Origin of the sequence: Nonomuraea sp. MTCD27, from assembly GCF_041950495.1 — a bacterium.
GTDB lineage: Bacteria > Actinomycetota > Actinomycetes > Streptosporangiales > Streptosporangiaceae > Nonomuraea.
This window is the reverse complement of record NZ_JBGNUW010000010.1, coordinates 244,681-270,774: the sequence shown is the minus strand read 5'-3', so window position 1 is coordinate 270,774 and position 26,094 is coordinate 244,681. Positions and strand designations below refer to the sequence as shown.

The following is a 26,094-nucleotide window of genomic DNA, read 5'->3' as shown; positions in this document are numbered from 1 at the left end:
TGACCGGTTCTGTCGGTGTCTTTTGCTTGACTCGGGGCATGACCGATCAGGTGATCCTTGTCCTCGGCGCCACGGGCTCCACCGGCCGTCGCGTGGCCGACCTGCTGCGAGCTGCCGGCCACCCCGTGCGCGCCGCCTCCAGGAGCGGCGAGACCAGGTTCGACTGGTCCGCGCCCGACACGTGGGAGGCCGCCGTGACCGGCGCGTCGGCCCTCTACCTGATGGCCCCCGACGGCACCCCGGTCGATCCGGCGTTCGTGTCCCTGGCCGTGGAGCGGGGCGTCGAGCGGATCGTGCTGCTGTCCAGCGGGAGCATCGAGACCATGGGCGACGAGCGCCTCCTGGCCGCCGAGCGCACGGTCCGCGGCTGCGGCGCCGCGTGGACGATCCTGCGGCCGAGCTGGTTCGACCAGAACTTCGACGAGGGCTTCTTCCGACCGGCGATCATGGCGGGCGAGCTGATGCTGCCGCTCGGCGACGTGGGCCAGGCGTTCGTCGACGCGGGCGACATCGCGGCCGTGGCCGTGGCGGCCCTCACGGGGAAGGGCCACGAGGGGCGCTCCTACGAGGTCACCGGGCCGCGCTCGCTGCCGTTCGAGGAGGCCGTGCGGATCGTCGGCCGGGCGGCCGGGCGCGAGGTGCGCTATCTGGGCGGCGACGAGGACTACATCGCGGCCAACGGCTTCTCCGGGGAGTCGATCCAGGCGGCCAAGGCGTTCGCGGCCCTGCGCGCCCTCGGCGACCAGCCGGTCGCGGAGACGGTGAGCCAGGTGACGGGCCGCTCGCCCAAGTCCTTCGAGACCTACGCCGAGCAGGCCGCCGCCGCCGGCGCCTGGCGCTGACCCGGGCCCTGGCTCGCCGCCTGACGCTGACCCCGGCCCGGCTCACCGCCTGGCGGTGACCCTCCGCTCATTTCCTGGCGCCGACCCGGCTCACCGGAGCTGCCTGACCAGCTCCACCGCCTCGCCCAGCAGCCCCGCTTCGCGCTCGGTGAGACCCTGGTCCTCATCGCGGCGCGCCTTGACCCGGTCGAGCGGCTCGCCCACGTCCAGGTCGCCGCCCAGCTCGGCCGCCAGCGCGACGAGCGTCGACCGCGCCGTGGGCGCGAACGCGAACTCCGGGTCCACGGCCACCTGCGCGAGGATCAGCGCCGACATCGCGTTGTCCAGCGCGGGCGGCCCCTCTCCGGCGTTGCACCAGTCGATCACCACCGGGCCGCTCGCCGTCAGCATCACGTTGTCCGGATGCAGGTCCAGGTGCAGGATCCGGTCGGCGGGGTCCGACGACTCCATGGCCGGGATCTCGTGCAGCCGCCGCAGCAGCCGCGCCTGGATCGCACCGGCCTCCTCGGGCGTGAGCTCCCCGTCGACCACGGCCCGCAACATCGTCGGCCCGGACAGCCGCCCCATCACCAGGTCGGTGGCGTCGCCCTCATCGGGATAGACCTCGGGAACGGGATAGCCGTGCCCGGCCACGTACGCCATGACCGCCGCCTCCCCCGCGGTGTCGGCCTCCCTCCGGTAGCGGCGTAACACGCGCCCGCCCCCGATCGCGTACACGTCCGCGCTGCGCCCCGTCCCCACCAGCTCCCCGAGCTCCATGAGCCCAACCTACGCGGCGATCCGCTCCAGCTCGGCGCGTTCGGCGGCGTGCTCGCGAGCCATCGCGTCGGCCAGCTCCCGCACCTCGGCGGCGCCGCCCGAGCTCCGCTCGCCGTCGGCGACCAGCACGAGCTGATCCAGGTACGCCCGGAGCAGCTCGGTGAACCGCCGGTCGAAGCCGCGGCCCCGCGACCCCTCCAGCGCCTTCAGCTCCTCGGCCGTGGGCATGCCCGGCATGTCGTGCTGGGCGTGCGGGTTCTCACCGGTCACCCGGGCCCGGACGAGCAGCGCGCGCAGCCGTCCGCGCCCCGCCTCGTGCGCCCTGCCCAGCCGTGCCGCCAGCTCACCCAGCGGCCGTTCGGCGGCACGCTCGGGGGCGAGCGCGAGGAGGGGCAGCGCGCGCGTGTGCAGCGCGTCGGCGAGTTGCAACCAGGCCACGTCGGTCGTGCTGAACCCGGGGCCGGCGGCGGGCGTGGCGACGGGCTCGACGGCAGCCGAGCAGCCCGCCAGGACCAGGATCAGAATCGGCAGCAGGCATCGCAGCACCGGCACTCCCCGGGGCCAGGTCCGGGCGGGAGCGGCCTCCCGCCCGGACAGCGGACAGGATCTACGACGGGCGCCCGTCGGCGCCGCACTTGATGATCGGGCGGATGCAGTCCCGCACCCGGCGCTCCATCTCGGCCACCGGCCAGGCGTTGAAGAAGTCGCCGTGCATCGTGAACCCGCCTCCCGACGACAGCCGGAAGTGTGAGGGGTCACCGCTCACCGGGTAGCGGATCACCTGCCGCAACTTCGGCACCGGCACGGGATGCGTGCTCGGGCACGCCCCTGCCACCGGGTAGGCCATGTGGCTCTTGTGGTCGGCGGAGTCCAGGTCCCGCCCGTTCCAGCACTGCGGGAAGTCCAGGTACGACTCCAGCATCGTCCCCGACGGGCAGTTCACGAAGTCCTTGGAGGCCCCCACGTGCCCGGCGTGCAGGCAGGACCAGCGGGAGATGGTCGTGCTGTCGGGTCCGGTCGCCCTGGCGTTGCCCGCCACGATCCGCAGCCCCAGGGGCAGCGGCTGGATCCTGGCGATGATGTCGTCACGCACCCCCTCGCCGAGGTAGTAGAAGGTGACGATGGCCGGCTCGACGGGCGCGCCGTCCCGGTAGAGGGTCGGCACCCAGTACGACGACTTGTCCACGGCCGGGTTGCAGTTGGTGGCGCCGTTCAGCAGGTCGTTGAGCTGGGTGTGGGCGTTGGTGACCCGGCTGCCGAAGAAGCTGTGCATGTGCGAGGCGCCGGGCAGCCCGGGGAAGACGATCGGGTCGTCGGGCAGCCGGTGGCTGAACGGGCAGTCGGCGAGGAACTCCGCCACCCGTACGGGCTCGGCCACCGCCGGGCGCGGGGCCACGGCGAACGTCGCGAGCAACACGGACAGCAGGGCGATGAGACGTGAGGCGAGCATGGCGGCTCCCTTGGTGATCATTGGTAGACCCGCACGTAGTCGACGAGCATCCGGGACGGGAACGGCGTGGCCGTGTTGGGCGGGCCCGGCCAGTCACCGCCGACCGCGAGGTTGAGGATGAGGTAGAAGGGGTGGTCGAAGATCCAGGGGCCGCGCGTCTGCTCCACCTGGTCCTTGCTGAGCGTGAACACCGTCCGGCCGTCCAGCGTGTAGACGATGCCCTTGCTGTCCCAGTGGGCGGCCCAGACGTGGAAGTCGTCGGAGTAGTCGGCGCCGTTCGGCAGCGTGTACGGCGACCCGATGCCCCCGCCGCCGTTGTACGCGGGCGCGTGGACCGTCGAGTACGACGTCTTCACGTCCTTGCCGAGGACCTCCATGATGTCGATCTCGCCGTTGTACGGCCACGGCCGCCCGGTCAGGAAGTCCGCCCCCATCATCCAGAACGCCGGCCAGAGCCCGTTGCCCTTGGGTACCTTGATCCGGGCCTCGACCCGGCCGTAGGTGAAGTGGAACTTCGTGCTGGTGTTCATCCTGGCGGAGGTGTACTGGCAGGTGGTGCTGCCGGTCAGCGGGTCGGGCGGGCAGGCGGACCCGGGGGTGGCCTGCTTGCGCGCCTCCATGACCAGGTGGCCCTGGCCGTCCATGGAGGCGTTGTCGTGGTTGGTGTAGTACTCCAGCTCGTTGTTCGGCCCCGTGCCCGGGTCCGCCCGCCACTTGGCGGCGTCGGGCTTGCTGCCGGACGGGCCGTTGAACTCGTCGCTCCACACCAGGGCCGGCGGGTTCGCGGGGTCCTTCGGCGGGGCCGGCGGGTCGGTCGGGTCGCCCCCGGTGCCGTACACCTGGAACTCCCACAGGCTGTAGCCGTAGGCGGTGGCGCGCTGGGTGCCGTACATGCGGACGTACCTGCCGGTGCCGGTCACGCTCAGCGTCTGCTTGAACCCGCTGCCGCTGGTCGTGTTGTAGACGGTCGTCCAGTTGTTCGCGTCGTTGGACACCTGGAGCTGGTACGACCTGGCGTAGGCCGGGTCCCACTGCAGGACGACCTTGCTGATCTGCGCGGTCGCGCCGAGGTCCACGTAGATCCAGCCCGGGTCCGTCCAGGCGGCGGTGGCCCACCGGCTGGCCGGGTCCAGGTCGAACGCCCTGGCCGGGGTGCACTCCCAGCAGTTGCCGTCGTGCTGGGAGCTGGAGGCGACGCCGGGCTTGTTGTAGGACAGCAGCCGCTCGCCGCCGGAGCTGCCGCCGGTCCCGTACACCTTGAACTCCCAGAGGCTGTAGCCGTACTGGGTGGCGCGCTGGGTGCCGTGGACGCGGACGTACCGGCCGCTGCCCGAGACGGTCAGGGTCTGGTTGCCGCCGGTCGCGGTGGTCGTGGAGTGGAGGGTGGTCCAGGACGTGCCGTTGGCGGACACCTGCACCTGGAAGGCGGTGGCGTACGCGGCCTCCCAGCTCAGCTCGACCTGGCTGACGGCGACGGTGGAGCCGAGGTCCACCTGGATCCACTGCGGATCGGAGAAGGCGCTCGACCAGCGGGTGCCCGCGTCGCCGTCCACGGCGGCGGAGGCGGGGAAGGCGGCGTTCTCGGCGGAGGAGGCGGTGGCGGGTTTGCCCTGGGACAGCAGGGGGTCGGCGGCGCGGGCGGGCAGCACCGCCACCAGCGACATGGCGAACATGAGGGCGACGAGCGTCGCCAGGCGGCGTAAACCTGGGCTGCGGGGTGGACTCACGACGTCTCCGTCAAACTGGAGGGATGGTTCGAGGGAGCGCTCCCTGAGATGGAGACTGCTCGCGTCCCCAACCTCTGTCAAGGTCTGGGTTAACCCTCCGGAAACCTCCTCGACGCATCAGAGAGCGCTCTCTTAACGCCTCCTCGACCCCCGCCGTTCGCCCTGACCGGCCACGATGCGCGCGAGGACGACGAAACGCCCTCACCCCTCCCCGGCGCCCAAGAAACCCCGGATTCCACCCCGTCTTGACTCTCCCCCGTCCCTCGGCTCACCCTTCTGAGGGAGCGCTCTCTCAGCACGGAGGAGGCAGGTGAACCGTCCGACGCCGGAGGCGGCACCCGGGCCGGGTTCGACCGCGGCCCGGGCACCCCCGTACTCCTCCCGGCCGAGCGTGATCGTGCGGAAGGGGCAGCTGGTCAGCCCTTGATGCAGATGAGCTGCCGCAGGTGAGCGACCACCTGCACCAGATCCCGCTGCGCCGCCATCACGGACTCCAGGTCCTTGTACGCCCCCGGAATCTCGTCGATCACCCCGGGGTCCTTGCGGCACTCCACACCCGCGGTCTGCTCCTGCAGGTCCTTGACCGTGAACGTCTTCTTGGCCTTGTTCCTGCTCATCTTCCGCCCCGCGCCGTGCGAGGCCGAGTTGAAGGCCGCGCTGTTGCCCAGGCCCTTGACGATGTACGTGCCGGTGGCCATCGAGCCCGGGATGATCCCCAGCTCACCGCTGCCCGCCCGGATCGCGCCCTTCCGGGTGACCAGCACGTCGACCCCGTCGTACCGCTCCTCGGCCACGTAGTTGTGGTGGCAGGAGATGGGCTGCTCGAACGCGATGTTCGGCAGGTGACGCCGCAGCACGTCGCACACCAGGCCCATCATGAGCGCGCGGTTGCGCCGCGCGTAGTCCTGGGCCCAGAACAGGTCGCGCCGGTAGGCGTCCATCTCCGACGTACGGCCGAGGAACACCGCCAGGTCGCGGTCCACCAGCCCCTGGTTGTGCGCCAGCCCGCGGGCCACCCCGATGTGGTGCTCCGCCAGCTCCTTGCCGATGTTGCGCGAGCCCGAGTGCAGCACCACCCAGACCCAGCCCTCGTCGTCCGCGCACACCTCGAGGAAGTGGTTGCCCCCGCCGAGCGTGCCCATCTGCACCTCGGCCCGCTCGCGCCGCGCCATCACGGCCGGCGCCAGGTCCTCGAAGCGCTTCCAGAAGTCCGCCCACCCGGCCGTGTTCAGCCCCTGCACCTGGCCGGGGTCGACCGGCCGCTTGTGGTGCCCGAACCCGACCGGCACCGCCTGCTCGAGCTTCCCGCGCAGGTAGGCCAGGTTGTCGGGGAGCCGCGAAGCCTGGTACGAGGTCTTCACGGCCGTCATCCCGCACCCGATGTCCACGCCGACCGCCGCCGGCGACACCGCGTCCTTCATCGCGATGACCGAGCCCACCGTCGCGCCCTTGCCGTGGTGCACGTCCGGCATGACGGCGACACCGTGGACCCACTCCAGGTTCGCCACGTTGCGAAGCTGCTGCATCGCCTGCGGATCGACCGCCTCCGGCTCCGCCCACATCCTCAGGGGCCGCCGGGTTCCGGTCACCTCGTTGTACGTCATCCTGTATCGCCTCCCTCCCGGTCACATCCCGAACGCGATCTATCACGCCAGAATCCCCATACCCACCGCAACCGAATTAGCCCGCCCGTATTGGACCTGTGTCCGGGCCGAGCAGCTCCAGCGCGCGCTCGTGCAGCCGCTCGGCCCGATGCCCTGGTCGACCGGCCCGTCGGTGATCCCAGTCTTCAGGGGTTCCGCACGAGCTCTTCGTCACGTACGGCCGGCGGCGCCCCCTCCCTGCCGGGCAGCAGCGGGACGAGGGCCAAGACGATCAGGTTGGTGGCGACGGCGATCCAGAAGACCCCGCGCAGCCCGCCGATCGCGCCGGCCGCGGTCTGCACGACGAGCGTGACCAGGGCGACGCCGAGCGCCGCGCCGAGCTGGTTGAGCATGTAGAGCACGGAGCTGCCCTGCGCCACCAGGGGCCCGGGGAGCGTGCGGTAGAGGGAGCCCATCGTCGGGGCGCTGAAGCAGCCGCTGCCCAGCCCGAACGTGAGCGCCGCCAGCGCCGGCCACACCTCCGGCGTGTCGGGCCCGATCCGCGTCAGGGCGAGCACGCTCACGACCGCCACGACCGCGCCCCCGGCGGCCAGGCCACGCGCCCCGAGCCGGTCCGAGAGCCGCCCGGCCAGCGGCATGGCGATGGAGCCGCCGAGCCCCAGCGGGGCCATGAGCAGCCCGGCGGCCAGCACGTCGAGCCCGTGCGCCTGCTGGTAGTACAGCGGCAGCGCGAACAGCCCGGCGAACAGGCCCATGCCGCCGAGCCCCATGATGGTGACGCTCGCGCTGAACCCCCGGTTGCGGAACAACCGCAGGTCGATCAGCGGTGTACGGCGGCCGCGCAGCGCGTGAACGGCGTACCCGATCAGCAGCACGGCCCCCAGCCCGAGCGGCGTCATCGCCTGCCACGCCCCCGGCGTCCCCTGCTCGGCCGTCTGCGACAGCGCCAGCACGACGGCCGCGAACCCGGGCCCGAGCAGCGCCAGCCCCACCACGTCCAGCCGCGCGGATCCCCGCTCGACGGGCTCGTCGGCGGGAATCACCCGCAGGGCGAGCACCAGGGCCACGACGCCGACGGCCACGCTGATCAGGAACATCGCCCGCCACGTCAGCGCCCCGAGAATCGCCCCGCCCGCGATCGGCCCGAGCACCGGCCCCAGCGACAGCACGACGCCCATCAGCCCCATCACCCGGCCGGCCCGCCGGGGCCCGGCGGCGCGGGCGAGCAGGATCAGCACGAGCGGATCGAGCAGCCCCGCGCCCACCCCCTGCACCACCCGGAACGCGATCAGGCTGCCGACGTTCCAGGCCAGCCCGGCGGCCAGCGAACCCGCCAGGAACAGCAGCAGTCCCGCGACCCAGAGCCGCTTGCCGCCGTACCGGTCGACGGCCCAGGTGGTGAACGGGATGGTGGCCGTCACGGCGAGCAGGAATCCGGTGGACGCCCAGCCGATGGTGCTGAGCGAGGTGTCGAAGGCCGTGGCCAGGGTGCCGGTGGCGACGGCGGCCATGGTGCTGTTGAGGATCCCCAGCAGCCCGCCGAGCAGGACCACGGCGATCGTGGCCAGCAACCGCCGATCCAGCCGATCGTCAGTATCTGAACTCATGGGTTCAACATATTTGCCCGCTTCGTTCGCACGCAACCTATGACGTACAGACATTTGAACCCGTGAGTACAATCGGAGCCATGACCACCATGCGGGGACGGATCGACAAGCGGCAGGCGATCTTGGACGGCGCGTTCACCGTGTTCGCCCGGCAGGGCTACGCCCAGGCGTGCGTGCAGGACATCGCCCATGAGGCGGGCGTGGCGAAGCCGACGGTGTACAACCACATGACCGACAAGGCCACCCTGTTCAGGCACGCCATGGAGGCCGCCGCGCGGACCTCGCTCGACGAGCGGGTCGCCGCCCTGGAGCCGCTCTCCACCCCCGGCGACGACCTGCGCGCCACGCTGGAGGAGGTGGCGTACGCGCTGCTCCGCCTGCACACCGACGGCCGCTCGTGCGCGCTGCGCCGGCTCCTCTACTCGGAGATCACCCACTTCCCCGACATCCTGGACATCGTCAAGGAGAGCGGCCCCGACCGCCTCAACCAGGCGCTGGCCGACCGGCTGGCCCGGCTCGCGCTCGCCGGCCGCCTGCGCACCACGGAGCCCGACCTCGCGGCCGAGCAGTTCATGGCCCTACTCCTCGGCCCCCTGGAGGCCCGCTCCCAGATGGGCACCCGGCAACTGGCGGACGAGGAGTTGCGGGCCATGGCGAACGCCGCCGTGGAGACGTTCGCCCGGGCGTGGATCGTGTCCTGACCAACCCGCACCCAACCGAACACGCATGGCGCAATGCCGCCGACAAGACCCCTTGTCGATGGTAGGCAAGGGATATAGTCTGCCGGGTGTGGTGGAACGAGACGACTACGCGGCCATCCGTGATCGGATCATCCGGCTCTCCCACCTCCATGGCTTGCGCTGCGACTGGGCGGAAACGACGAAGCGACAGCGATTCCTCCTGCTATGGGATGCCGAGGGCCGCGTCGCGGCCCGGGCGATCGTCCCGCTGTACCCAGGGGAGACCCCGCACCTGGTGGACTCCCTCGAACAGGGGCTCGCTCACCTGTTCGGCGACGAATGGCTGGAGGATCGATGACCGCAGACCGCATTGACGTCCACGTCACCATGGCCGGCAACCTGTGGCTGGCCAAGGTGGACGGCGTGGCCGGCGGCATGTCCGCCCGTACGCTCAAGGAGCTGCACGGCGACGTCGCCGAGGGGCTCCCGTTCCTGTTCGCCGACCGCGCCCAGCCGCCCGCGCCGGTCTACCACTACGCCCTGCCCGGCCTGTCGGAGCAGGACCTCGACGACTTCGCCGCCCTCCAGCGCCAGGCGGCCGCGATCGCCGAGGACTACACCCGGACGCTGAAGAAGCGGGTCAAGCACATGCACGAGCTGGGCCTGTCCGACGGGGACATCGGCGAGCTGCTCGGGCTGACGAAGCAGCGCATCCAGCAGATCCGGACGAACGCCAACGACGAGGCCCGCCAGAGCGGCTGATCAGGAGCTCTCCGGGGCGCTGTCGGTCCATCCGGCCTCGATCAGCACGGTGGAGTTCCAGACCGCGCCCGGCTCGAACCCGGCCTGCGGCCCGCCCGGCTTCACCACCACGTTCTCACCGGCCAGGGGCTGCCCGGTCGCCTCGTCGAAGACCAGCCGGTTCTCGTAAACCCCGCCACCCGTCGGGCTCTCCTCCACGGACACGGCCGTGCCCTGCCGCCCTTCGGCGTCGGTCACGTTCTCGGTCACCTTCACCTCGTCGAGCTCGGCCAGCATGCGGAACGCCGCCCCGCGCACCTCGGGCGTCACCGGCATGTCCATGATCAGCCCCATGCTGACCCTGAACAGCCAGGCGTCGCCCGACATCTCCTCGCCGGTGGACTCGGTCCCGTGCCCCTCGTAGGAGGCCATCAGCCACTTCTTCAGCCTGCGGGGATCGCTCGGGAGCCCCCGGAGGTCCTTCATGGTCACGTTCCGCCCGAGCCAGAACACCTTGTCGCCGTCCACCAGCGGGCTGTGGCTCGTCGTGACCTTCCCCGGAGAGGTGGACAGCGGGATGGTGCCGTACTTGGCCGTTCCGCGCCCCTTGCCCGGTACGACCGCCTCGAACGCGGCCGGTGACCCCGCCCGCTCCCATGCCTTCCGATCCTCCTCGGTGGCGGGCTCCGCGCCGAGCGACTGGCTGCGCGACCACTGCTCGCCCCCGGTGGCGCTGGGCGTCCACCCCTCGCTGCGGTCCCGCTGCACGACCAGGTAGCCGCCGCCCTCGACCGTGTACAGGTTCCTGCTCACCGACACGCTGTGCCAGTAGGCCCCGCTCCCCTCGTCCTGCCGGGCCGCCTTCTCGGCCGCCGCCAGCAGCACCTCCCGGGCCGACAACGTCACCCGGGGCGCCGTCGTACCGCTGGGGCCGGCGCTCGCCACGACGCCCTGCCCGCCGGGGGCGCGCGGCGTCGCCGGCACGGTCCCGTTCCCCGACACGACCACCACCGCCGCCGTCACGGCGGCCGCCGCCCCCGCCAGTCCCAGCCCCCACGCCGGCCGCACGGCCTTCCGCCGCCTCCGTCCTTCCCTGGACCCCGACATGGCGCGCGCCAGCTCCACGGCCCTGGTGCTCTCATCCACCGGCCGGTCACCGAGATGCGCGGGCCTGGCCGCCCGAAGTTCGTCGATGGGGTTCATGACCACTCCTCGCTGAGATTCCGCACGTGGGGCATGGACGGCGTTTCCGCGACTCTCGCGCGTTCGGCCGCTCCGGGCATGCCGGGGGATTCCGGCCGCCGCCCGCCGCGCCGTCCCCGAGCCGCCGGCCCCGGATCCGAAACCGCCTCCATGGCCTGCCTGAGCCGCTTGCGAGCCCGGTGCAACCGCACCCGGTACGCCGCCGACGAGCACCCGATCACCCGGGCCGCCTCCTTGGGCGACAGTCCGTGCCAGGCGACGAGGACGAGGATCTCCCGGTCGTCCTCCGGCAGCGCGGCCAGTGCCCGCAGCACGCCGAGTCGCTCGGTGACCTGATCGGCCACGTCCCCCTCGGTCCAGGCCCGCAGCTCGGCGGCGAGCGCCTCCCGCCGGACCTCCGCACGCACGTTGTCACGCAGCACGTTCCTGGCGACGCCGAGCAACCACGGCAGCGCCGGCTCGGGCACGTCGTCCAGCCGCCGCCAGGCGATCGCGAACGTCTCGCTCACCACCTCGTCCGCGACCTGCCGCCCCGCGCGACTGACCACGTAGGCCCACACGCGTTGCCGGCATTCGTCGTACATGCCGGTGAACCGGTGCGCATCATCCGTCACCGCCCAGCCCCTTCGTTCGGGATGCGTTCTTCTGACACCAGGAAGTGGTCCGAGCCCTCCTGTTGTTACGCATCAACCGAAATTTCGTGGCACTGCCACCGGTTCTTCCCCACCGACCAGTGACGGCAGATCCATCAGCAGCACGTCTCCCCTCCGCCGCGCCGCGTCGAGGAGGTCCGTCTGGAAACCTTCCGTCGAGAACAGCGCCAGTACGGCCGACCCCGTGTCGTGCCCGTGTTCCGCCAGCAGCTCCTTGAGCCGCTCCAGTCGCTGGAGATCCGCCATGGTCCGCCGGGTGACCGTCGCCTTGGCCTCGCCGATGACGCTGATGACCGCCCGCCCCGCCCTCTTGTCCAGGGCGACGACGTCGATCTCGTGCTTGGCCTGCCCCTTCCTGTCGTTGACCACGGTTGCCGTGACCATGCCCGCGTTCCCCCGGAGAGTCGGATCAGCCTGCCCCCGGAGCCATTCCCTGGCGCAGAGCTCGAAGTGCGGCCCCAGGATGCCCGCGACAAAGGCCGGCCGCGAACGCCGCCACGCCTCCGCCGCCTGTCCCGTGTCCACGAGATCGCGCTGCGGCACGGTGATCAGATTGTGGAAGCGCACGATGGGATCGACCACGGTGATCACCGGGCGCCGCTCCCACAGGGGGTCGGTGTCGTACCTCAGATATCCGGCGCTCACCAGCCCGTCGATGGGCCGTGTCAGCGACGTACGCGGCTGCTCCAGCAGCCCGCCGATCTTCGCCGGACTGGTGGCCCCGTTCGCGACCGCATTGATGATCGCGTAGTGCAACGCACTGCCGGTGAACTTGGGGTCCTCCCGCAACAGGTATTCGGCCTCGCTGCCGGAGAAGAGCGCCTGCCTCGGGTCCAGGACGGTGCCTGGTACCCAGTCGTCCACGTCGGCGACGGTCCGCGGGGGCGGGACATTGGCCAGGTTCCGATAGCCGGGAGAACCGCCGAGGATCGCGTGCACCCGCAGGGCCGTGGCCGGGTCGTCGATCCCCCAATGCCTGGCCGTGGTCCTCACATCGAACGGTTGCAGGCGCAGGTCGAGCGCAGCCCGGCCGCGCAGGGCCTTGGTGCCGGAGAGCAGCTCGTTCATCACCGACATGGCCGAACCACAAACGATCACACGCCCGCCCGGCACGCCCTGGCCGGCCTGGGACTGGTCATAGAGCAGCTGAAGCAGCCCGGGAAGCTCGGGCGAGTGAGCCATCCAGTACGGCAACTCGTCGATGACGAGGACCCCCGGCGCCTTCCCGCCACGGCCGGACGTCAACTCGATGGCCGTCGCGAGGAGAGATTCCCAGCCCGCGTCGGTGATCAGCTCGCCCGGCACCCCCGCGTATCGGGCGATCTCCGCCGCCAGCCGTCGCCGCGCGGCGACCACGCCCTCCTCCGCGACAGCCGAGACGTAGAGCCCGCCGGCGGTTTCCGCGAGTGCCCGGAGCAGGAAACTCTTGCCCACCCGCCGCCGCCCCGAGACGACGCCGAGGCGAAGATGCGGGTCCGGATGCTGGATGAATTGGGTCAAAGCAGCCCACTCGGCACCCCGGGACAACACTCGCTGCGGCTTCTGCACTGGCGTCACCTAACTTGTATGTTTCCGAGCATACTAATTAGGTTTCAACGCGCCACGCCAGTCGCCTCAGCACTCCGCACTCCACTAGCATCGGCAGCGGCAATGTCACGCTGGGTGATGGCGGTCAGGGCTTCCGTTCGATCCGTCAGAGCGGCCTTCCACGGGCGACAACTCTGACGGCTGGGTCTGGTGAACGGCGCCCTGGCCGCCTTCCTCCCCTTGAGCCCCCACCCGGCCTGGGCCGATCGGTCAGTTCCCACCTTGTAGCGTGGTGCCGGTCCAGGAGTCCACCCAGGGAGCAGCCGCATGCGCTGGCAGGTCCACTCGGAAGAACCGCTCTACACCGATCGCTGGCTGGATGTCCGCATGGCGGATGTGGAGCTTCCGGACGGAAGGCACCTCGATCACCGGCTCATCCGGACCGCGCCGGGAGCCGGTGCCGTCGTCACCGACGAGCAGAACCGGGTGCTGCTGATCTGGCGGCATCGCTTCATCACCGACACCTGGGGCTGGGAGGTCCCGATCGGGAAGGTCGAGGAGGGTGAGGAGCCGATGGAGGCCGCCGCGCGCGAGGTCGAGGAGGAGACCGGGTGGCGGCCCGGGCCCTTGCGTCCGTTGCTCTACACCCAGCCGAACAACGGCATCTCCGACTCCGAGCACTACATCTTTCGCGCTGACAGCGCTCAGCACATCGGGCCGCCCACGGACACGTGGGAGGCGGAGCGTGTGGAATGGGTCTCTCTGAGGGAGATCCGCCGGTTGATCGACAAGCGCGACATCGTGGGTGGGACCAGCATGAACGCGCTGCTCTACCTGCTCAGTGAGGCGGGCTGAGCGTTCGCCGGGCGACAGCCCGGCCCGCCCCGCGCGAAGCGCTCCACAGGCGAAGCCCTTCGCGCCCGGGGCGGGTCCAGGCCGGTGAACCACCGAGACCCCGGCTCACCTGCCTACTTGGCGTTCGCCTTCAGGTAGTCGCTGTTCATCTGGGCGATCGTGTCCAGCGGGATCCCCTTCGGGCACACCGCCGTGCACTCGCCGGTGTTCGTGCAGCCGCCGAACCCCTCCGCGTCCATCTGGTCCACCATCGCCTTGGCGCGCGACAGCCGCTCCGGCTGGCCCTGGGGTAGCAGGCTCAGGTGGGTGATCTTGGCGGCGGTGAAGAGGGAGGCCGAGCCGTTCGGGCAGGCCGCGACGCAGGCGCCGCAGCCGATGCACGTCGCCGCGTCGAAGGCCGCGTCCGCGTCCTCCTTGCGTACGGGGACGCTGTGGGCGTCCGGGGCCGAGCCGGCCGGGACCGAGACGAAGCCGCCCGCCTGGATGATGCGGTCGAACGCGCTGCGGTCCACCACCAGGTCCTTGACGACCGGGAACGGGGCCGCGCGCCACGGCTCGATGGTGATCTCGGCGCCGTCCTCGAAGTGGCGCATGTGGAGCTGGCAGGTCGTGGTGGCGCGCTGCTCGCCGTGGGCGACGCCGTTGATGACCATGCCGCACATGCCGCAGATGCCCTCGCGGCAGTCGTGGTCGAAGGCGATCGGGTCGTCGCCGTCCAGGATGAGCCGCTCGTTGAGGACGTCCAGCATCTCCAGGAAGGACATGTCCGGGGAGACGTCCTCCACCTTGTACGTCACCATGCGTCCCGCGTCCGAGGGGCCGCTCTGCCGCCAAACGCGCAGGGTCAAGTTCACTTGTAGCTCCGCTGGGTCATCTTGACGTACTCGTACTCGAGCGCTTCCTTGTGCAGCACCGGCCCGTTCTCGCCGCCGTACTCCCACGCCGAGACGTGCGCGAAGTTCTCGTCGTCGCGCAGCGCCTCGCCGTCGGAGTCCTGGGACTCGGCGCGGAAGTGGCCGCCGCAGGACTCGGTACGGACCAGGGCGTCCAGGCACATGAGCTCGGCCAGGTCGAAGAAGTCGGCGACGCGGCCGGCCTTCTCCAGGACCTGGTTGAGCTCCTCCGCGGTGCCGCTCACCTTGACGTTCTCCCAGAACTCCGCGCGCAGCTCGGGGATGCGCTCCAGCGCCTTGCGCAGCGACTCCTCGGTGCGCTCCATGCCGCAGTAGTCCCACATGAGCTTGCCCAGCTCGCGGTGGAAGGAGTCGGGCGTGCGGGTGCCGTTCACGGACAGGAGGCGGTCGATCTTGTTGCGGACCTTGATCTCGGCCTGGGCCACGGCCTCCTCGTCCACGTCGCCGAAGGGACCGGCGGCCAGGTAGTCGCCGAGGGTGGTCGGAAGCACGAAATATCCGTCGGCCAGACCCTGCATCAGCGCCGACGCGCCGAGGCGGTTGGCGCCGTGGTCGGAGAAGTTGGCCTCACCGATGACGAACAGGCCGGGGATCGTGGACTGCAGGTCGTAGTCCACCCACAGCCCGCCCATCGTGTAGTGGACGGCGGGGTAGATGCGCATCGGTACGTCGTACGGGTTCTCGCCCGTGATGCGCTCGTACATCTCGAACAGGTTGCCGTACTTCTTCTCCACGGCGTCGCGGCCGAGGCGGTTGATGGCGTCCCGGAAGTCGAGGTAGACCCCGAGCCCGCCGGGGCCCACGCCGCGGCCCTCGTCGCAGACGTTCTTGGCGGCGCGGGAGGCGATGTCGCGGGGCACCAGGTTGCCGAAGGCCGGGTAGATCCGCTCCAGGTAGTAGTCGCGCTCCTCCTCCGGGATGTCCCCGGGGGCGCGGTCGTCGTTCTTGCGCAGCGGCACCCAGACGCGGCCGTCGTTGCGCAGCGACTCGGACATGAGCGTGAGCTTCGACTGGTACTCGCCCGACACCGGGATGCACGTCGGGTGGATCTGCGTGTAGCAGGGGTTGGCGAAGTACGCCCCGCGCTCGTGGGCCCGCCAGATGGCCGTCGTGTTGCAGCCCTTGGCGTTCGTGGACAGGAAGAACACGTTGCCGTAGCCACCGGTGGCCAGCACCACGGCGTCGGCCAGGTGGCGCTCGATCTCGCCGGTCACCATGTCGCGCACGATGACGCCGCGCGCCCGCCCGTCGGAGATGATCAGGTCGAGCATCTCGTGCCGGGTGTGCATCTCCACGGTCCCGGCCGCGATCTGCCGCTCCAGCGCCTGGTACGCCCCCAGCAGGAGTTGCTGGCCCGTCTGGCCGCGGGCGTAGAACGTACGCGAGACCTGGGCGCCGCCGAACGAGCGCGTGTCCAGCAGGCCGCCGTACTCCCGGGCGAACGGCACGCCCTGCGCCACGGCCTGGTCGATGATGTTCACCGAGACCTGGGCGAGGCGGTAGACGTTCGACTCGCGGGCGCGGAAGTCGCCGCCCTTCACGGTGTCGTAGAAGAGGCGGTAGATGCTGTCGCCGTCGCCGCGGTAGTTCTTGGCGGCGTTGATCCCGCCCTGCGCGGCGATGGAGTGCGCCCGGCGCGGCGTGTCCTGGTAGCAGAACGACTTGACGTTGTAGCCCAGCTCGCCCAGCGTCGCGGCGGCAGAACCGCCCGCCAGGCCCGTGCCCACCACGATCACGTTGAGCTTGCGCTTGTTCGCCGGGTTGACCAGCTTGGCGGCGAACTTGCGCTTTTCCCAGCGCTCCTCGATCGGACCGGCCGGAGCCTTGGTGTCCTGGATCTCGGGGCCTTCGGTGTACTTCACTTGACAACTCCGAACGTGATCGCGAGGGGCGGGGCCAGGAAGCCGATCACCAGGGCCGCGGAGACCAGCGTGGCCGACACGCGAAGGACCTGGTTACGGTTGCGGTTGGCCCAGCCGAGCGTCTGGAAGGCGCTCCAGATGCCGTGCCGCAGGTGCAGGCCGACCATGACGACGGCCACGAAGTAGATCAGCGTGACCCACCACCGGGACGCGTCGAACCCGGCGATCATCCGGTCGGCGGGGGCGGAGTCGAAGCCCTTGGGGTTGACGACGCCGAAGGTCAGGTCGAGCAGGTGCCAGACCACGAAGAGCACGATGGTCACGCCGCCCCATCGCATGATGTGCGTGGCGTAGCCGTTCGCCTGCGACTTCTTGGCCACGTACTTCACGGGCCTGGCCTTGCCCGCGCGGCGGGACAGCGAGATCGCGGCCCACATGTGCAGGAGGACCGCGGCCACGAGGCCGATCTCCAGGATCGTCAGCACGGTGCGGTACGGCGCGATCGGCTCCAGCAGCGTGCGCAGCGCGTGGGCGTACTCGTTGAAGGAGTCACGGCCGAAGAAGATCTTGAGGTTGCCGAGCATATGAAGGACGAGGAAGCCCACCATCACGGCGCCCGTGACGGCCATGACGACTTTCTTGCCGTTCGACGAGGTCAGGAACCCGCCGGGCTTCTTCCGCGGTGCGGCCTTCTGAGCCTTCTTGGGGGAGGTAACAGGCGCGGTGGCGGCACCGCGCTCTATCGTGGCAGTCACGTCTTCAGACGCTAGGTATCCAGCATTGATCCGTCCAAGTCATGACGGGCCTGGTTTCGATAGCTACAGGCTATGATGTGGGTAGGCGCGGCTTTATCACCGGCTTACGCCGTGCCGGTGCGAGGAAAATCACATGCAGTTGCAGCAGCTCGCGTACTTCTTGGCGGTCGCGGAGGCCAGGCACTTCACCCAGGCGGCCGAGCGCATGCGGGTCGCGCAGCCGTCGCTCAGCAAGCAGATCAAGGCGCTGGAGGACGACCTCGGCGCGCGCCTGTTCTCGCGGGCACGCGGCAACGTCACGCTGACGGCCGCCGGTGAGGCGCTGCTCCCGCTCGCCCGCCGCATCCTGGCCGACGCCGACACCGCCCGGGAGGAGGTGGCCCAGCTCGCCGGGCTGCGCCGCGGCCGGGTGCGCCTGGGGGCCACGCCCTCGCTCTGCGCCGGGCTGCTGGCCGACGCGCTGGCCCGCTTCCACCGGGCGTACCCGGGGATCGAGCTGCTGGTGGAGGAGGGCGGCTCGCGGGATCTGGTCAAGGCGCTGGCCCGGGGCCAGCTCGACCTGTCGCTGATCATCATGCCGCTGCAGAGCGACGACCCCTCGCTGGTGACCGAGGAGATCCTGCGCGAGAACCTCGTGGTCGTCTCGCCCTCGCACGAGCAGATCAAGGGCCCCTACCTGCGCATCGAGGACCTGCGGGGCAGGTCGATGGTGATGTTCAGGCGCGGTTACGACCTGCGGGAGGCGACGCTGGCGGCGTGCCGGCAGGCGGGGTTCGAGCCGAGGTTCGCGGTGCAGGGCGGGGAGATGGACGCGGTGCTGCGGTTCGTGGAGGCGGGACTGGGGGTGGCCGTGGTGCCGTCGATGGTGCTCGACGGGCGGCCCGGGCTGCTGGGCACGCCGCTCGCGCCACCGGGGCTCAGCCGTACGATCGCGCTGGCCCACCGCAAGGACGTCGACCCGACCAGGGCCGCGCAGGCGTTCCGGGAGACCTTGCTGTCCTTCGTCGTGGAAGCCGGGCACGAGGGCACGCTTCCACAAGGGGTAGAGCTCATCGCAGAATGAGCAACAACGGCTCCAACTCCCCGAAGAGGCGTGTTGACGGCAAATCTCTCAGAAACGCTGACGCTGCTCCTCATCGAGGACGATGACGGCGACGCCTTCCTCGTCGAGGAGCTGCTCAAGCAGGCCGAGGCCCCGCCCAAGATCTTCCGGGCCCGGACCCTGCGTGAGGCCAGGGCGAAGCTGACCTCCCAGATCCAGTGCGTCCTCGTGGACCTCTCGCTGCCCGACGCCAGCCGCCTGGAGGCGCTGGAGGCGGTGCTGGCGGTGGCGCCGCACACGGCCGTGCTGGTCCTCACCGGGCTCAGGGACGTCCACGTGGCCCTCGCGGCCGTGCAGTCGGGTGCGCAGGACTACCTGGTCAAGGGCGACGTGGACGCGCGGCTGCTGGCCAGGTCCATCAGCTACGCCATGGAGCGCAAACGGGCCGACCTGGCCCAGCTCAAGCTCGTCCAGGCGGAGCTGACGGCCAAGGAGACCGCCAGGCTGGAGAGCGCCCTGCTCCCCGAGCCCCTCCTGCGTACGACGTCGATCGAGCACGTGACCCGCTACCTCCCCGGCAGCGGCGGCACGCTGGCCGGCGACTTCTTCGACACCGTGCAGACGCCGGACGGCTCGGTGCACCTCGTGATCGGCGACGTGTGCGGGCACGGCCCCGACGAGGCCGCGCTCGGGGTGGCGCTGCGCATCGCCTGGCGCACCCTGGTGCTGGCGGGCGAGACGAGCGACACGCTGCTGCGCACGCTCGACCTCCTGCTGCGCGCCGAGCGCCAGGCTCCCGAGATCTTCACCACGCTGTGCACGGCCACGATCACCCCCGACCTGGGGCACGCCAGGATGCGCGTGGTCGGGCACCCGCCGCCCGTGCTGGTGCGCGACGGCGTCGTGCAGGTGGTGGACGGCGCGCCGTCGGGGCCGCCGCTCGGGATCTTCCCGGACGCGGAGTGGTCGGTGATCGACGTGCCGCTGGGCGACGAGTGGTCGATGATGCTCTACACCGACGGCCTGATCGAGGCGGCCGTGGGCGGCCCCAGCGAGCTGCTCGGCGTGGACGGCCTGCTCGATCTGGTACGCGAGCACGGCGCCATCGACCTTGACCGGCTCATCAGGCATGTGGGCACACTGAGCGACGATCTCGCCGTGGTCATGGTAAGGAAGAGGAGAGCATGAGCATTCACCCGCTTCCTCCTCCGAAGGAGCCGACCGGGCTGGGCAGGCTCCCTGTCGCCCGCTGGTTCCTGCTGATCGGTGCGCTGGCCGGCGTCATCTTCGTGGCCGGGGTCGTGGTCGTCATGGTGATGAGCGCCCGGACCGCCGAGCTCAACCCGGAGCCGGCGGTGGCCTCGCAGCTCGACCGGCTGATCGTGGCCCTGACCGTGCTGTTCACGCTGCTGCTCGGCTGCGCCGTCGGGCTGGCGGTCATCGTGCGCTACGCCGTGCTGAAGCCGATCGACCAGCTCACCGAGCAGGTGCGCGCGGTCGCCGGCGGCGACTTCGACCGCGACCTGCACGTCGACCGGCCGTCGGAGCTGGCCGAGCTGTCCAGCCACATCGACTCCATGCGCGCCCGCATCCTGTCGGCCTGGCGCCTGGCCACCGACCAGACCGAGGAGCTGCGCAGGTCGAACGGGGAGCTGGAGCAGTTCGCGTACGTGGCCAGCCACGACCTCCAGGAGCCGCTGCGCAAGGTGGCCAGCTTCACGCAGATGCTGGACCAGCGCTACGGCTCGCAGCTCGACGAGCGGGCCAGGCAGTACATGCACTACGCGGTCGACGGCGCCAAGCGCATGCAGCTGCTGATCAACGACCTGCTCGACTTCTCCAGGGTCGGCCGGGTCACCGGCGAGAAGGGCGTGACCGAGTCGGGCGCGGCGCTGGACCGGGCGCTGGACAACATCTCGGCCACGATCGAGGACAGCGGTGCCACCGTCACCCGGGACGACCTGCCCCGGGTCAAAGGCAACGAGCTGCAGCTCACCCAGCTCTTCCAGAACCTGGTGGAGAACGCCGTCAAGTTCCGCTCCGAGGAGCCCCCGCGCATCCACATCGGGGTCAGGCGGGACGGCGACATGTGGGAGTTCAGCTGCAGGGACAACGGCATCGGGGTCGAGCCCAAGTACGCCGACCGCATTTTCCTGATCTTTCAGCGCCTCCATCCGCGCGACGTGTACCCGGGGACCGGCATCGGACTGGCCCTCTGCCGGAAGATCGTCGAATACCACGGCGGTCAGTTGTGGCTCGACGGGGAGACCGACGGCCAGGGCTCGACGTTCCGGTGGACGCTACCCGCGGCGGGAGACGAACGATGAACGGATGGCGACCGATCGAAGTGCTCCTGGTGGAGGACGACCAGGGGGACATCTTGCTCACCAAGGAGGCGTTCGACTACAACAAGGTGCGAAACCGGCTCAACGTGGTCAACGACGGCGAGCAGGCGATGGCGTTCCTGCGGCGGGAAGGCGACTTCGCCGACGCGCCGCGGCCCGACCTGATCCTGCTCGACCTCAACCTGCCCAGGATGAGCGGCATGGAGGTGCTGCGGGAGGTGAAGGCCGACCCGGAGTTGCGCACGATCCCCGTGGTGATCCTGACGACCTCGGAGGCGGAGGAGGACATCCTCCACAGCTACCGGCTCCATGCCAACGCTTATGTGTCCAAGCCGGTGGATTTTGAGCAATTTATCCGGGTTGTCCGGCAAATCGATGATTTTTTCGTGACTGTGGTTAAGTTGCCGGTCCAGGGGCAGCGCCTCTGACGCACGTACGTGACAGGAATCACAGCTGGTCCTCGAAAAAGTGAGTGATCCCGCTCACAAATTTCGATCCTGTCGTCGTAACGTATCCCCCACCAACGCGCGCCTGAGCGATACCGCCGATGAGCGCGCCCAGCGAAACGAAACCACGGACCCCCTGCGCGAAGGGTCCGCGGGAGGTGGAGAGGTCCGCGATGACCCAGACGACGCCCGACGCTCCGGTCCGAAGGCAGCGTGCGCAAGTCAAGGTGCGCACCCTGCGAACAGACAGATGGTGGCTGGTCCCGCTCGTGACATTCCTCGGGCTCAGCTCATTCCTGGTCTACGGTGTATGGGCGATCATCGACGGCAGCTATTTCGTCGATCCCTACATCGCCCCCTTCTCATCACCCTGCCTGGCCACGTCGTGCCCCGAGGGGGCCCGGCTGTTCGGGTGGGCGCCGGTCGGCGACTGGTACACCCTGTCGCCGGGGCTGCTGATCCTCGGTCTGCCCGGCGGATTCCGGCTGACCTGCTACTACTACCGCAAGTCCTACTACCGCTCGTTCTGGCTGTCCCCGCCGGCCTGCGCCGTGCAGGAGCCGCACGGCAAGTACACCGGTGAGCGGCGCTTCCCGCTGATCATCCAGAACGTCCACCGGTACTTCTTCTACGCGGCCATCGTGATCGGCCTCATCCTGGCCTACGACGCCGTCCTGGCGCTCATCCACAAGCCGCTGGGGCTGGGCACCTGGATCCTGATCCTGAACGCCGTGCTGATCAACGCCTACACGCTGTCGTGCCACTCCTGCAGGCACATCACGGCGGGCCGGCTCAACCACTTCTCCCGTCACCCGCTGCGGTACCGGGCCTGGACGTTCGTGTCCAAGCTCAACGCCAAGCACCAACCCCTCGCGTGGGCCTCGATGTTCTCGGTCATGGGCGCCGACCTGTACGTCCGCCTGGTGGCCAAGGGCATCATCGCCTTCCCGTACGCGTAAGGACAGCTTTCAGTGGAAAACACGCACAACACAGAGCGCCACGAGTACGACGTCGTCGTCATCGGCGCGGGCGGCGCCGGCCTGCGGGCCGCGATCGAGGCCCGCCAGCAGGGCAAGAGGACGGCGATCGTCTGCAAGTCGCTCTTCGGCAAGGCGCACACGGTCATGGCCGAGGGCGGCGCGGCCGCCGCGATGGGCAACGTCAACCCCGACGACAACTGGATGGTGCACTTCCGTGACACCATGCGGGGCGGCAAGTTCCTCAACAACTGGCGGATGGCCGAGCTGCACGCCAAGGAGGCTCCCGACCGGGTGTGGGAGCTGGAGGCCTGGGGCGCGCTGTTCGACCGCACCAAGGACGGCAAGATCAGCCAGCGGAACTTCGGCGGGCACGAGTACCCACGGCTCGCACACGTGGGCGACCGTACCGGGCTGGAGCTCATCCGCACGCTGCAGCAGCGCGTCGTGGCGCTCCAGCAGGAGGACTACGAGACGCACGGCGACTACGAGGCCTACATCAAGGTCTTCGCCGAGTGCACGGTCACGCGGCTGCTCAAGGACGGCGACGCGATCTCCGGGGCGTTCGGCTACTGGCGCGAGTCCGGGAACTTCATCCTCTTCGACGCCCCCGCCGTGGTCCTGGCCACCGGCGGCATCGGCAAGTCGTACGTCGTCACCTCCAACTCCTGGGAGTACACCGGCGACGGCCACGCCCTGGCCCTCCTCGCCGGCGCGAACCTGATCAACATGGAGTTCATCCAGTTCCACCCCACGGGGATGGTCTGGCCGCCGTCCGTGCGCGGCATCCTCGTCACCGAGTCCGTCCGCGGTGACGGCGGCGTGCTGCGCAACTCCGAGGGCAAGCGCTTCATGTTCGACTACATCCCCGAGGTGTTCAAGGACAAGTACGCCACCACGGAGGAAGAGGGCGACCGCTGGTACACCGACCAGGCCAACAACCGGCGCCCGCCGGAGCTGCTGCCGCGTGACGAGGTGGCCCGCGCGATCAACGCCGAGGTGAAGGCCGGTCGCGGCTCGCCCCAGGGCGGCGTCTTCCTCGACGTCTCCACCCGGCTGCCCGCCGAGGAGATCAAGAAGCGGCTGCCGTCGATGCACCACCAGTTCAAGGAGCTGGCCGACGTCGACATCACCGCCGAGCCCATGCAGGTGGGCCCGACCTGCCACTACATCATGGGCGGCGTCGAGGTGGACGCCGACAGCGGCGCGGCGGCGGTGCCCGGGCTGTTCGCGGCCGGCGAGGTGTCCGGCGGCATGCACGGCTCGAACCGGCTGGGCGGCAACTCGCTGTCCGACCTGCTGGTGTTCGGGCGCCGGGCGGGCGCGGGCGCGGCGGCGTACGTGGACGGCCTGCCCGCCAGGCCGAAGGTGCTGCCGGAGCAGGTGGAATCGGCCCGGGAAGAGGCCCTGGAGCCCCTGGGCCGCAGCGGCGAGAACCCCTACGAGGTCCACCACGAGCTCCAGCGCACGATGAACGACCTGGTCGGCATCATCCGCAAGGCCGAGGAGGTCTCCGAGGCCCTGGGCGTCGTGGAGAAGCTCAAGGAGCGCGTGCGCATGGTCGGGGCGGCCGGCTCGGCCGTCTACAACCCCGGCTGGCACCTCGCGATCGACCTGCGCAACATGGTGCTGGTCTCCGAGTGCGTGGCCCGCGCCGCGCTGCTGCGCGAGGAGAGCCGCGGCGGGCACACCCGCGACGACTTCCCGGGGATGAACCCGGACTGGCGCCGCAAGCTGCTCGTCTGCTCCACCGAGGACGGCTCCACCGTCACCGTCGAGGAGAAGGTCCAGCCGTCCATGCGCGGTGACCTGATCACCCTGTTCGACCGGGACGAGCTGAAGAAGTACCTCACCGACGAAGAGATGGCCGAGTTCGACGGGATAGCGAAGTCATGAGCTACAAGGCAAAGTTCAAGGTCTGGCGCGGTGAGGGCGGCGAGGGCGGTCTCGAGGACTTCACCGTGGAGGTGAACGAGGGCGAGGTCGTCCTCGACATCATCCACCGCCTGCAGGCCACCCAGGCGCCCGACCTGGCGGTGCGGTGGAACTGCAAGGCGGGCAAGTGCGGCTCGTGCAGCATGGAGATCAACGGCAAGCCGCGGCTGGGCTGCATGACCCGCATGTCCACCTTCGAGGAGGACGAGACCATCACGGTCACGCCGATGCGGACGTTCCCGGTCATCAAGGATCTCGTCACCGACGTCTCGTACAACTACCAGAAGGCCAGGGAGGTCCCCTCCTTCACGCCGCCGAGCGGTGTGCGGCCCGGCGAATACCGGATGAAGCAGGTCGATGTCGAGCGGTCCCAGGAGTTCCGCAAGTGCATCGAATGCTTCATGTGCAACAACGTCTGCCACGTGATCCGCGACCACGAGGAGAACAAGAGCAACTTCTCCGGTCCCCGCTTCCTCATGCGGATCGCCGAGCTGGACATGCACCCGTACGACGTGGCGGACCGTCAGGAGGCGGCCCAGCAGGAGCACGGGCTCGGTTACTGCAACATCACCAAGTGCTGCACCGAGGTCTGCCCCGAGCACATCAAGATCACTGACAACGCGCTGATCCCGATGAAGGAGCGCGTGGTCGACCGCAAGTACGACCCGCTGGTGTGGCTGGGCAACAAGATCTTCAAGCGCGGCGCCACCAAGTAGGCCGGACACGACGAAAGGCGGGGGCCGGGAATCCGGCCCCCGCCTTTCGTCTTTCAGCGCTTCTTCCGGCCGAACCGCTTGCGCTTGGCGTCCGGCATCTCCTTGGTCGGCTCCTGCTCCTGCCCGGCGCTCTCCTGGTCGGGCATCAGGGGCATCAGGGGAGGCAGCGGCTGGACCGCGGTCACGTCCCCGTCGGCCGGCAGGTACGGCGGCGGCTCGTAGCCGTCCGGCGGGCCCTCGGGCCCATGCTCGGACTCCCTGGAGGCCGCCGGCTCGAACAGCGAGCCCGGCCGCTGCTGCCACGGCTCCGAGTCGCCCGCCTCGGCGGCCGAGGCCGGGCCGAGCGGCTGCTCCACGTCGCCGTCGTACGGGCCGGCGCCGCCCGGCGGGATGTCCGTCGGGGGCTCCACCGCCGGGATCAGCGGCTCGAACGGGTCGCGCTCGCGGGACCTGGGCGGCTCGCTGTAGGAGTCGAACTCGTCGGGGTGCAGCACCACGGGCTCCTGAGAGGGCTCCGCGGGCGGGTACGGCTCCTGCACGTACCCCTGGGGCGGGTACGGGTGGTTCGGGTCCTGGTAGCCGTACTGGGGCGGGCCGCCCGGGTAGGTCTGCACCGGCACGAAGCTGATGATGGGCGCGTACGCCGTGCCGCCCGGATAGCCGGGAGCCGGGAATGCCGCCGTGGCGTAACCGGGCCCCGCCGGATATCCGCCACCCGGAGGCACGTCCGGCCGGCCCGCGTGCGGACCCGCCTTCCGCACGGCCGCGGCGTGGGCCATCCGGCGCAGCCGCCCCTCGAAGATGAGGACGGCGAAGAGCGCGAGCAGGACCAGCACCAGCGCGGGGATGCTGAGCTTCTGCGTCAGCGTGCGCTGGTCGAACTCCGGCGCCGCGTTACGCAGCTCCAGCGGCACCTCGTCGGAGGAGGCGGACTCCGTCTGGCTCGGCGGCGGGGTGGTGGTCGTCTCGGGCGCGATGGTCGGCATCTCGACGGACGCCTCGGTCGTGGGCGAGGTGATGGGTGTCGCCGGCGGAACCTCGGCACTCTGCGTGGGCAGCGGCTGCGGGTTCTGCGTGGGGGTGGTCTGCGGGACGCTCGCGGGGGCCGAGGTGGTCTTCGTCGGGGTCGGCGCCTTCGAGGTCTTGGTCGGGGTCGCGGTGACGGTCTTGGTGACGGTCGTCTCCGGCTGCCCGTCCTCCGGTTCGGGCGACGGCGACCCTAAGGTGGTGGTGACCGTGATGGTGGTCTGCGGCGTGGTCTCGCACTCCACCTCGACGTCACAGGGTTCGACGGGCGGGTCGAACGCCACGGAGGCGCTCGCGCTCTGCACGATGAACGGCGTCGCTCCGGCGCCCGCCAGTCCGAGCGCCAGGACGATAGCGGACACGGCTGTCGCTCGCGTGCGTGCCACCGGTGCCCTCCGCGAAGTCCCGGAACCAAGGTCAAGGGAATA

General features: G+C 70.2%; 25 protein-coding genes. 12 read left to right on the top strand and 13 right to left on the bottom strand.

Features of this window, described 5'->3' with window-relative positions:
• Positions 1-38: 38 nt before the first annotated feature.
• Positions 39-842, top strand: a complete 804-nt coding sequence (locus ACBJ59_RS29085) for an SDR family oxidoreductase (protein ID WP_375113393.1) — start codon at positions 39-41, stop codon at positions 840-842.
• A 90-nt stretch (positions 843-932) separates the two neighbouring features.
• On the opposite strand, the gene ACBJ59_RS29080 is transcribed toward ACBJ59_RS29085, so the two are convergent.
• From ACBJ59_RS29080 to ACBJ59_RS29055, 6 genes are all read right to left on the bottom strand, one after another.
• Positions 933-1,601, bottom strand: coding sequence for a phosphotransferase (locus ACBJ59_RS29080; RefSeq protein ID WP_375113392.1), 669 nt, complete (start codon positions 1,599-1,601; stop codon positions 933-935).
• Between the two features lie 9 nt (positions 1,602-1,610).
• Positions 1,611-2,147, bottom strand: coding sequence for a DUF305 domain-containing protein (locus tag ACBJ59_RS29075; protein WP_375113391.1), 537 nt, complete (start codon positions 2,145-2,147; stop codon positions 1,611-1,613).
• Positions 2,148-2,208: 61 nt separating this feature from the next.
• Complete coding sequence (locus tag ACBJ59_RS29070) at positions 2,209-3,051, bottom strand: DUF1996 domain-containing protein (protein ID WP_375113390.1); 843 nt, start codon at positions 3,049-3,051, stop codon at positions 2,209-2,211.
• Positions 3,052-3,068: 17 nt separating this feature from the next.
• Positions 3,069-4,778: a discoidin domain-containing protein gene (locus ACBJ59_RS29065; RefSeq protein ID WP_375113389.1), complete on the bottom strand. Its 1,710-nt coding sequence runs from the start codon at positions 4,776-4,778 to the stop codon at positions 3,069-3,071.
• A 416-nt stretch (positions 4,779-5,194) separates the two neighbouring features.
• Positions 5,195-6,382 (bottom strand): RtcB family protein, encoded by a 1,188-nt coding sequence (locus ACBJ59_RS29060; protein WP_375113388.1) that lies wholly within the window; start codon positions 6,380-6,382, stop codon positions 5,195-5,197.
• 185 nt (positions 6,383-6,567) lie between these two features.
• Entirely contained in the window at positions 6,568-7,989 is a 1,422-nt protein-coding gene (locus tag ACBJ59_RS29055) for a DHA2 family efflux MFS transporter permease subunit (RefSeq protein ID WP_375113387.1), read from the bottom strand.
• 80 nt (positions 7,990-8,069) lie between these two features.
• On the opposite strand from ACBJ59_RS29055, the gene ACBJ59_RS29050 reads away from it, so the two are divergent.
• From ACBJ59_RS29050 to ACBJ59_RS29040, 3 genes are all read left to right on the top strand, one after another.
• Entirely contained in the window at positions 8,070-8,690 is a 621-nt protein-coding gene (locus ACBJ59_RS29050) for a TetR/AcrR family transcriptional regulator (protein ID WP_375113386.1), read from the top strand.
• A gap of 88 nt (positions 8,691-8,778) precedes the next feature.
• A complete protein-coding gene (locus ACBJ59_RS29045) occupies positions 8,779-9,027 on the top strand; it encodes a hypothetical protein (protein WP_375113385.1) in 249 nt (82 codons plus the stop codon).
• Positions 9,024-9,431 (top strand): hypothetical protein, encoded by a 408-nt coding sequence (locus ACBJ59_RS29040; protein WP_375113384.1) that lies wholly within the window; start codon positions 9,024-9,026, stop codon positions 9,429-9,431. Before ACBJ59_RS29045 ends, ACBJ59_RS29040 begins: the two co-directional genes overlap by 4 nt.
• Here ACBJ59_RS29040 and ACBJ59_RS29035 read toward each other — a convergent pair whose 3' ends face one another.
• The 3 genes from ACBJ59_RS29035 to ACBJ59_RS29025 form a co-directional block, all read right to left on the bottom strand.
• Entirely contained in the window at positions 9,432-10,613 is a 1,182-nt protein-coding gene (locus ACBJ59_RS29035) for a CU044_5270 family protein (protein ID WP_375113383.1), read from the bottom strand. It abuts the gene before it with no gap.
• Positions 10,610-11,227: an RNA polymerase sigma factor gene (locus ACBJ59_RS29030; RefSeq protein WP_375113382.1), complete on the bottom strand. Its 618-nt coding sequence runs from the start codon at positions 11,225-11,227 to the stop codon at positions 10,610-10,612. The genes ACBJ59_RS29035 and ACBJ59_RS29030 overlap by 4 nt, the downstream gene beginning before the upstream one ends.
• A gap of 72 nt (positions 11,228-11,299) precedes the next feature.
• Positions 11,300-12,766, bottom strand: a complete 1,467-nt coding sequence (locus ACBJ59_RS29025) for an ATP-binding protein (RefSeq protein WP_375113381.1) — start codon at positions 12,764-12,766, stop codon at positions 11,300-11,302.
• A 354-nt stretch (positions 12,767-13,120) separates the two neighbouring features.
• Between ACBJ59_RS29025 and ACBJ59_RS29020 the strand changes: the two genes are divergently transcribed.
• Positions 13,121-13,648 carry an NUDIX domain-containing protein gene (locus ACBJ59_RS29020; protein ID WP_375113380.1) on the top strand — a complete coding sequence of 176 codons (528 nt, stop codon included), beginning with the start codon at positions 13,121-13,123 and terminating at the stop codon, positions 13,646-13,648.
• A 113-nt stretch (positions 13,649-13,761) separates the two neighbouring features.
• On the opposite strand, the gene ACBJ59_RS29015 is transcribed toward ACBJ59_RS29020, so the two are convergent.
• Genes ACBJ59_RS29015 through ACBJ59_RS29005 form a run of 3 tightly spaced genes read right to left on the bottom strand, consistent with a single transcriptional unit; the run spans position 13,762 to position 17,179 of the window.
• Positions 13,762-14,502: a succinate dehydrogenase/fumarate reductase iron-sulfur subunit gene (locus tag ACBJ59_RS29015; RefSeq protein WP_375113379.1), complete on the bottom strand. Its 741-nt coding sequence runs from the start codon at positions 14,500-14,502 to the stop codon at positions 13,762-13,764.
• On the bottom strand, positions 14,499-16,424 hold the full coding sequence (locus tag ACBJ59_RS29010) for a fumarate reductase/succinate dehydrogenase flavoprotein subunit (RefSeq protein WP_375113378.1): 1,926 nt from the start codon (positions 16,422-16,424) through the stop codon (positions 14,499-14,501). Before ACBJ59_RS29010 ends, ACBJ59_RS29015 begins: the two co-directional genes overlap by 4 nt.
• Positions 16,421-17,179 carry a succinate dehydrogenase cytochrome b subunit gene (locus ACBJ59_RS29005; protein WP_364118834.1) on the bottom strand — a complete coding sequence of 253 codons (759 nt, stop codon included), beginning with the start codon at positions 17,177-17,179 and terminating at the stop codon, positions 16,421-16,423. The genes ACBJ59_RS29010 and ACBJ59_RS29005 overlap by 4 nt, the downstream gene beginning before the upstream one ends.
• Positions 17,180-17,312: 133 nt before the next feature.
• Here ACBJ59_RS29005 and ACBJ59_RS29000 point away from each other — a divergent pair, with 133 nt between their 5' ends.
• The 7 genes from ACBJ59_RS29000 (at position 17,313) to ACBJ59_RS28970 (ending at position 24,640) form a co-directional block, all read left to right on the top strand.
• Entirely contained in the window at positions 17,313-18,242 is a 930-nt protein-coding gene (locus ACBJ59_RS29000; RefSeq protein ID WP_375113377.1) for a LysR family transcriptional regulator, read from the top strand.
• Positions 18,243-18,272: 30 nt separating this feature from the next.
• Positions 18,273-19,409 (top strand): PP2C family protein-serine/threonine phosphatase, encoded by a 1,137-nt coding sequence (locus ACBJ59_RS28995; protein ID WP_375113376.1) that lies wholly within the window; start codon positions 18,273-18,275, stop codon positions 19,407-19,409.
• On the top strand, positions 19,406-20,548 hold the full coding sequence (locus tag ACBJ59_RS28990) for an ATP-binding protein (protein ID WP_375113375.1): 1,143 nt from the start codon (positions 19,406-19,408) through the stop codon (positions 20,546-20,548). Before ACBJ59_RS28995 ends, ACBJ59_RS28990 begins: the two co-directional genes overlap by 4 nt.
• Positions 20,545-20,994 (top strand): response regulator, encoded by a 450-nt coding sequence (locus ACBJ59_RS28985; RefSeq protein ID WP_375113374.1) that lies wholly within the window; start codon positions 20,545-20,547, stop codon positions 20,992-20,994. Before ACBJ59_RS28990 ends, ACBJ59_RS28985 begins: the two co-directional genes overlap by 4 nt.
• Positions 20,995-21,185: 191 nt before the next feature.
• The gene (locus tag ACBJ59_RS28980; protein WP_364118847.1) at positions 21,186-21,971 is read left to right on the top strand and encodes a hypothetical protein; all 786 of its coding nucleotides are present in this window, start codon (positions 21,186-21,188) and stop codon (positions 21,969-21,971) included.
• A gap of 12 nt (positions 21,972-21,983) precedes the next feature.
• A complete protein-coding gene (locus tag ACBJ59_RS28975; protein WP_364118850.1) occupies positions 21,984-23,885 on the top strand; it encodes a fumarate reductase/succinate dehydrogenase flavoprotein subunit in 1,902 nt (633 codons plus the stop codon).
• Positions 23,882-24,640, top strand: a complete 759-nt coding sequence (locus ACBJ59_RS28970; protein ID WP_364118853.1) for a succinate dehydrogenase/fumarate reductase iron-sulfur subunit — start codon at positions 23,882-23,884, stop codon at positions 24,638-24,640. The genes ACBJ59_RS28975 and ACBJ59_RS28970 overlap by 4 nt, the downstream gene beginning before the upstream one ends.
• 53 nt (positions 24,641-24,693) lie before the next feature.
• Here the strand turns inward: ACBJ59_RS28970 and ACBJ59_RS28965 are convergent, their stop codons facing one another.
• Positions 24,694-26,028, bottom strand: a complete 1,335-nt coding sequence (locus ACBJ59_RS28965; protein ID WP_375113373.1) for a hypothetical protein — start codon at positions 26,026-26,028, stop codon at positions 24,694-24,696.
• Positions 26,029-26,094: the final 66 nt, after the last annotated feature.

Coding starts and splice junctions, on each gene's coding strand:
- ACBJ59_RS29000 (WP_375113377.1), top strand. CDS start 17,313: ATGCAGTTGCAGCAGCTCGCGTACTTCTTGGCGGTCGCGGAGGCCAGG.
- ACBJ59_RS28980 (WP_364118847.1), top strand. CDS start 21,186: ATGACCCAGACGACGCCCGACGCTCCGGTCCGAAGGCAGCGTGCGCAA.
- ACBJ59_RS28970 (WP_364118853.1), top strand. CDS start 23,882: ATGAGCTACAAGGCAAAGTTCAAGGTCTGGCGCGGTGAGGGCGGCGAG.
- ACBJ59_RS29040 (WP_375113384.1), top strand. CDS start 9,024: ATGACCGCAGACCGCATTGACGTCCACGTCACCATGGCCGGCAACCTG.
- ACBJ59_RS28990 (WP_375113375.1), top strand. CDS start 19,406: ATGAGCATTCACCCGCTTCCTCCTCCGAAGGAGCCGACCGGGCTGGGC.
- ACBJ59_RS29035 (WP_375113383.1), bottom strand. CDS start 10,613: ATGAACCCCATCGACGAACTTCGGGCGGCCAGGCCCGCGCATCTCGGT.
- ACBJ59_RS28985 (WP_375113374.1), top strand. CDS start 20,545: ATGAACGGATGGCGACCGATCGAAGTGCTCCTGGTGGAGGACGACCAG.
- ACBJ59_RS29070 (WP_375113390.1), bottom strand. CDS start 3,051: ATGCTCGCCTCACGTCTCATCGCCCTGCTGTCCGTGTTGCTCGCGACG.
- ACBJ59_RS29060 (WP_375113388.1), bottom strand. CDS start 6,382: ATGACGTACAACGAGGTGACCGGAACCCGGCGGCCCCTGAGGATGTGG.
- ACBJ59_RS29080 (WP_375113392.1), bottom strand. CDS start 1,601: ATGGAGCTCGGGGAGCTGGTGGGGACGGGGCGCAGCGCGGACGTGTAC.
- ACBJ59_RS29055 (WP_375113387.1), bottom strand. CDS start 7,989: ATGAGTTCAGATACTGACGATCGGCTGGATCGGCGGTTGCTGGCCACG.
- ACBJ59_RS29020 (WP_375113380.1), top strand. CDS start 13,121: ATGCGCTGGCAGGTCCACTCGGAAGAACCGCTCTACACCGATCGCTGG.
- ACBJ59_RS29050 (WP_375113386.1), top strand. CDS start 8,070: ATGACCACCATGCGGGGACGGATCGACAAGCGGCAGGCGATCTTGGAC.
- ACBJ59_RS29085 (WP_375113393.1), top strand. CDS start 39: ATGACCGATCAGGTGATCCTTGTCCTCGGCGCCACGGGCTCCACCGGC.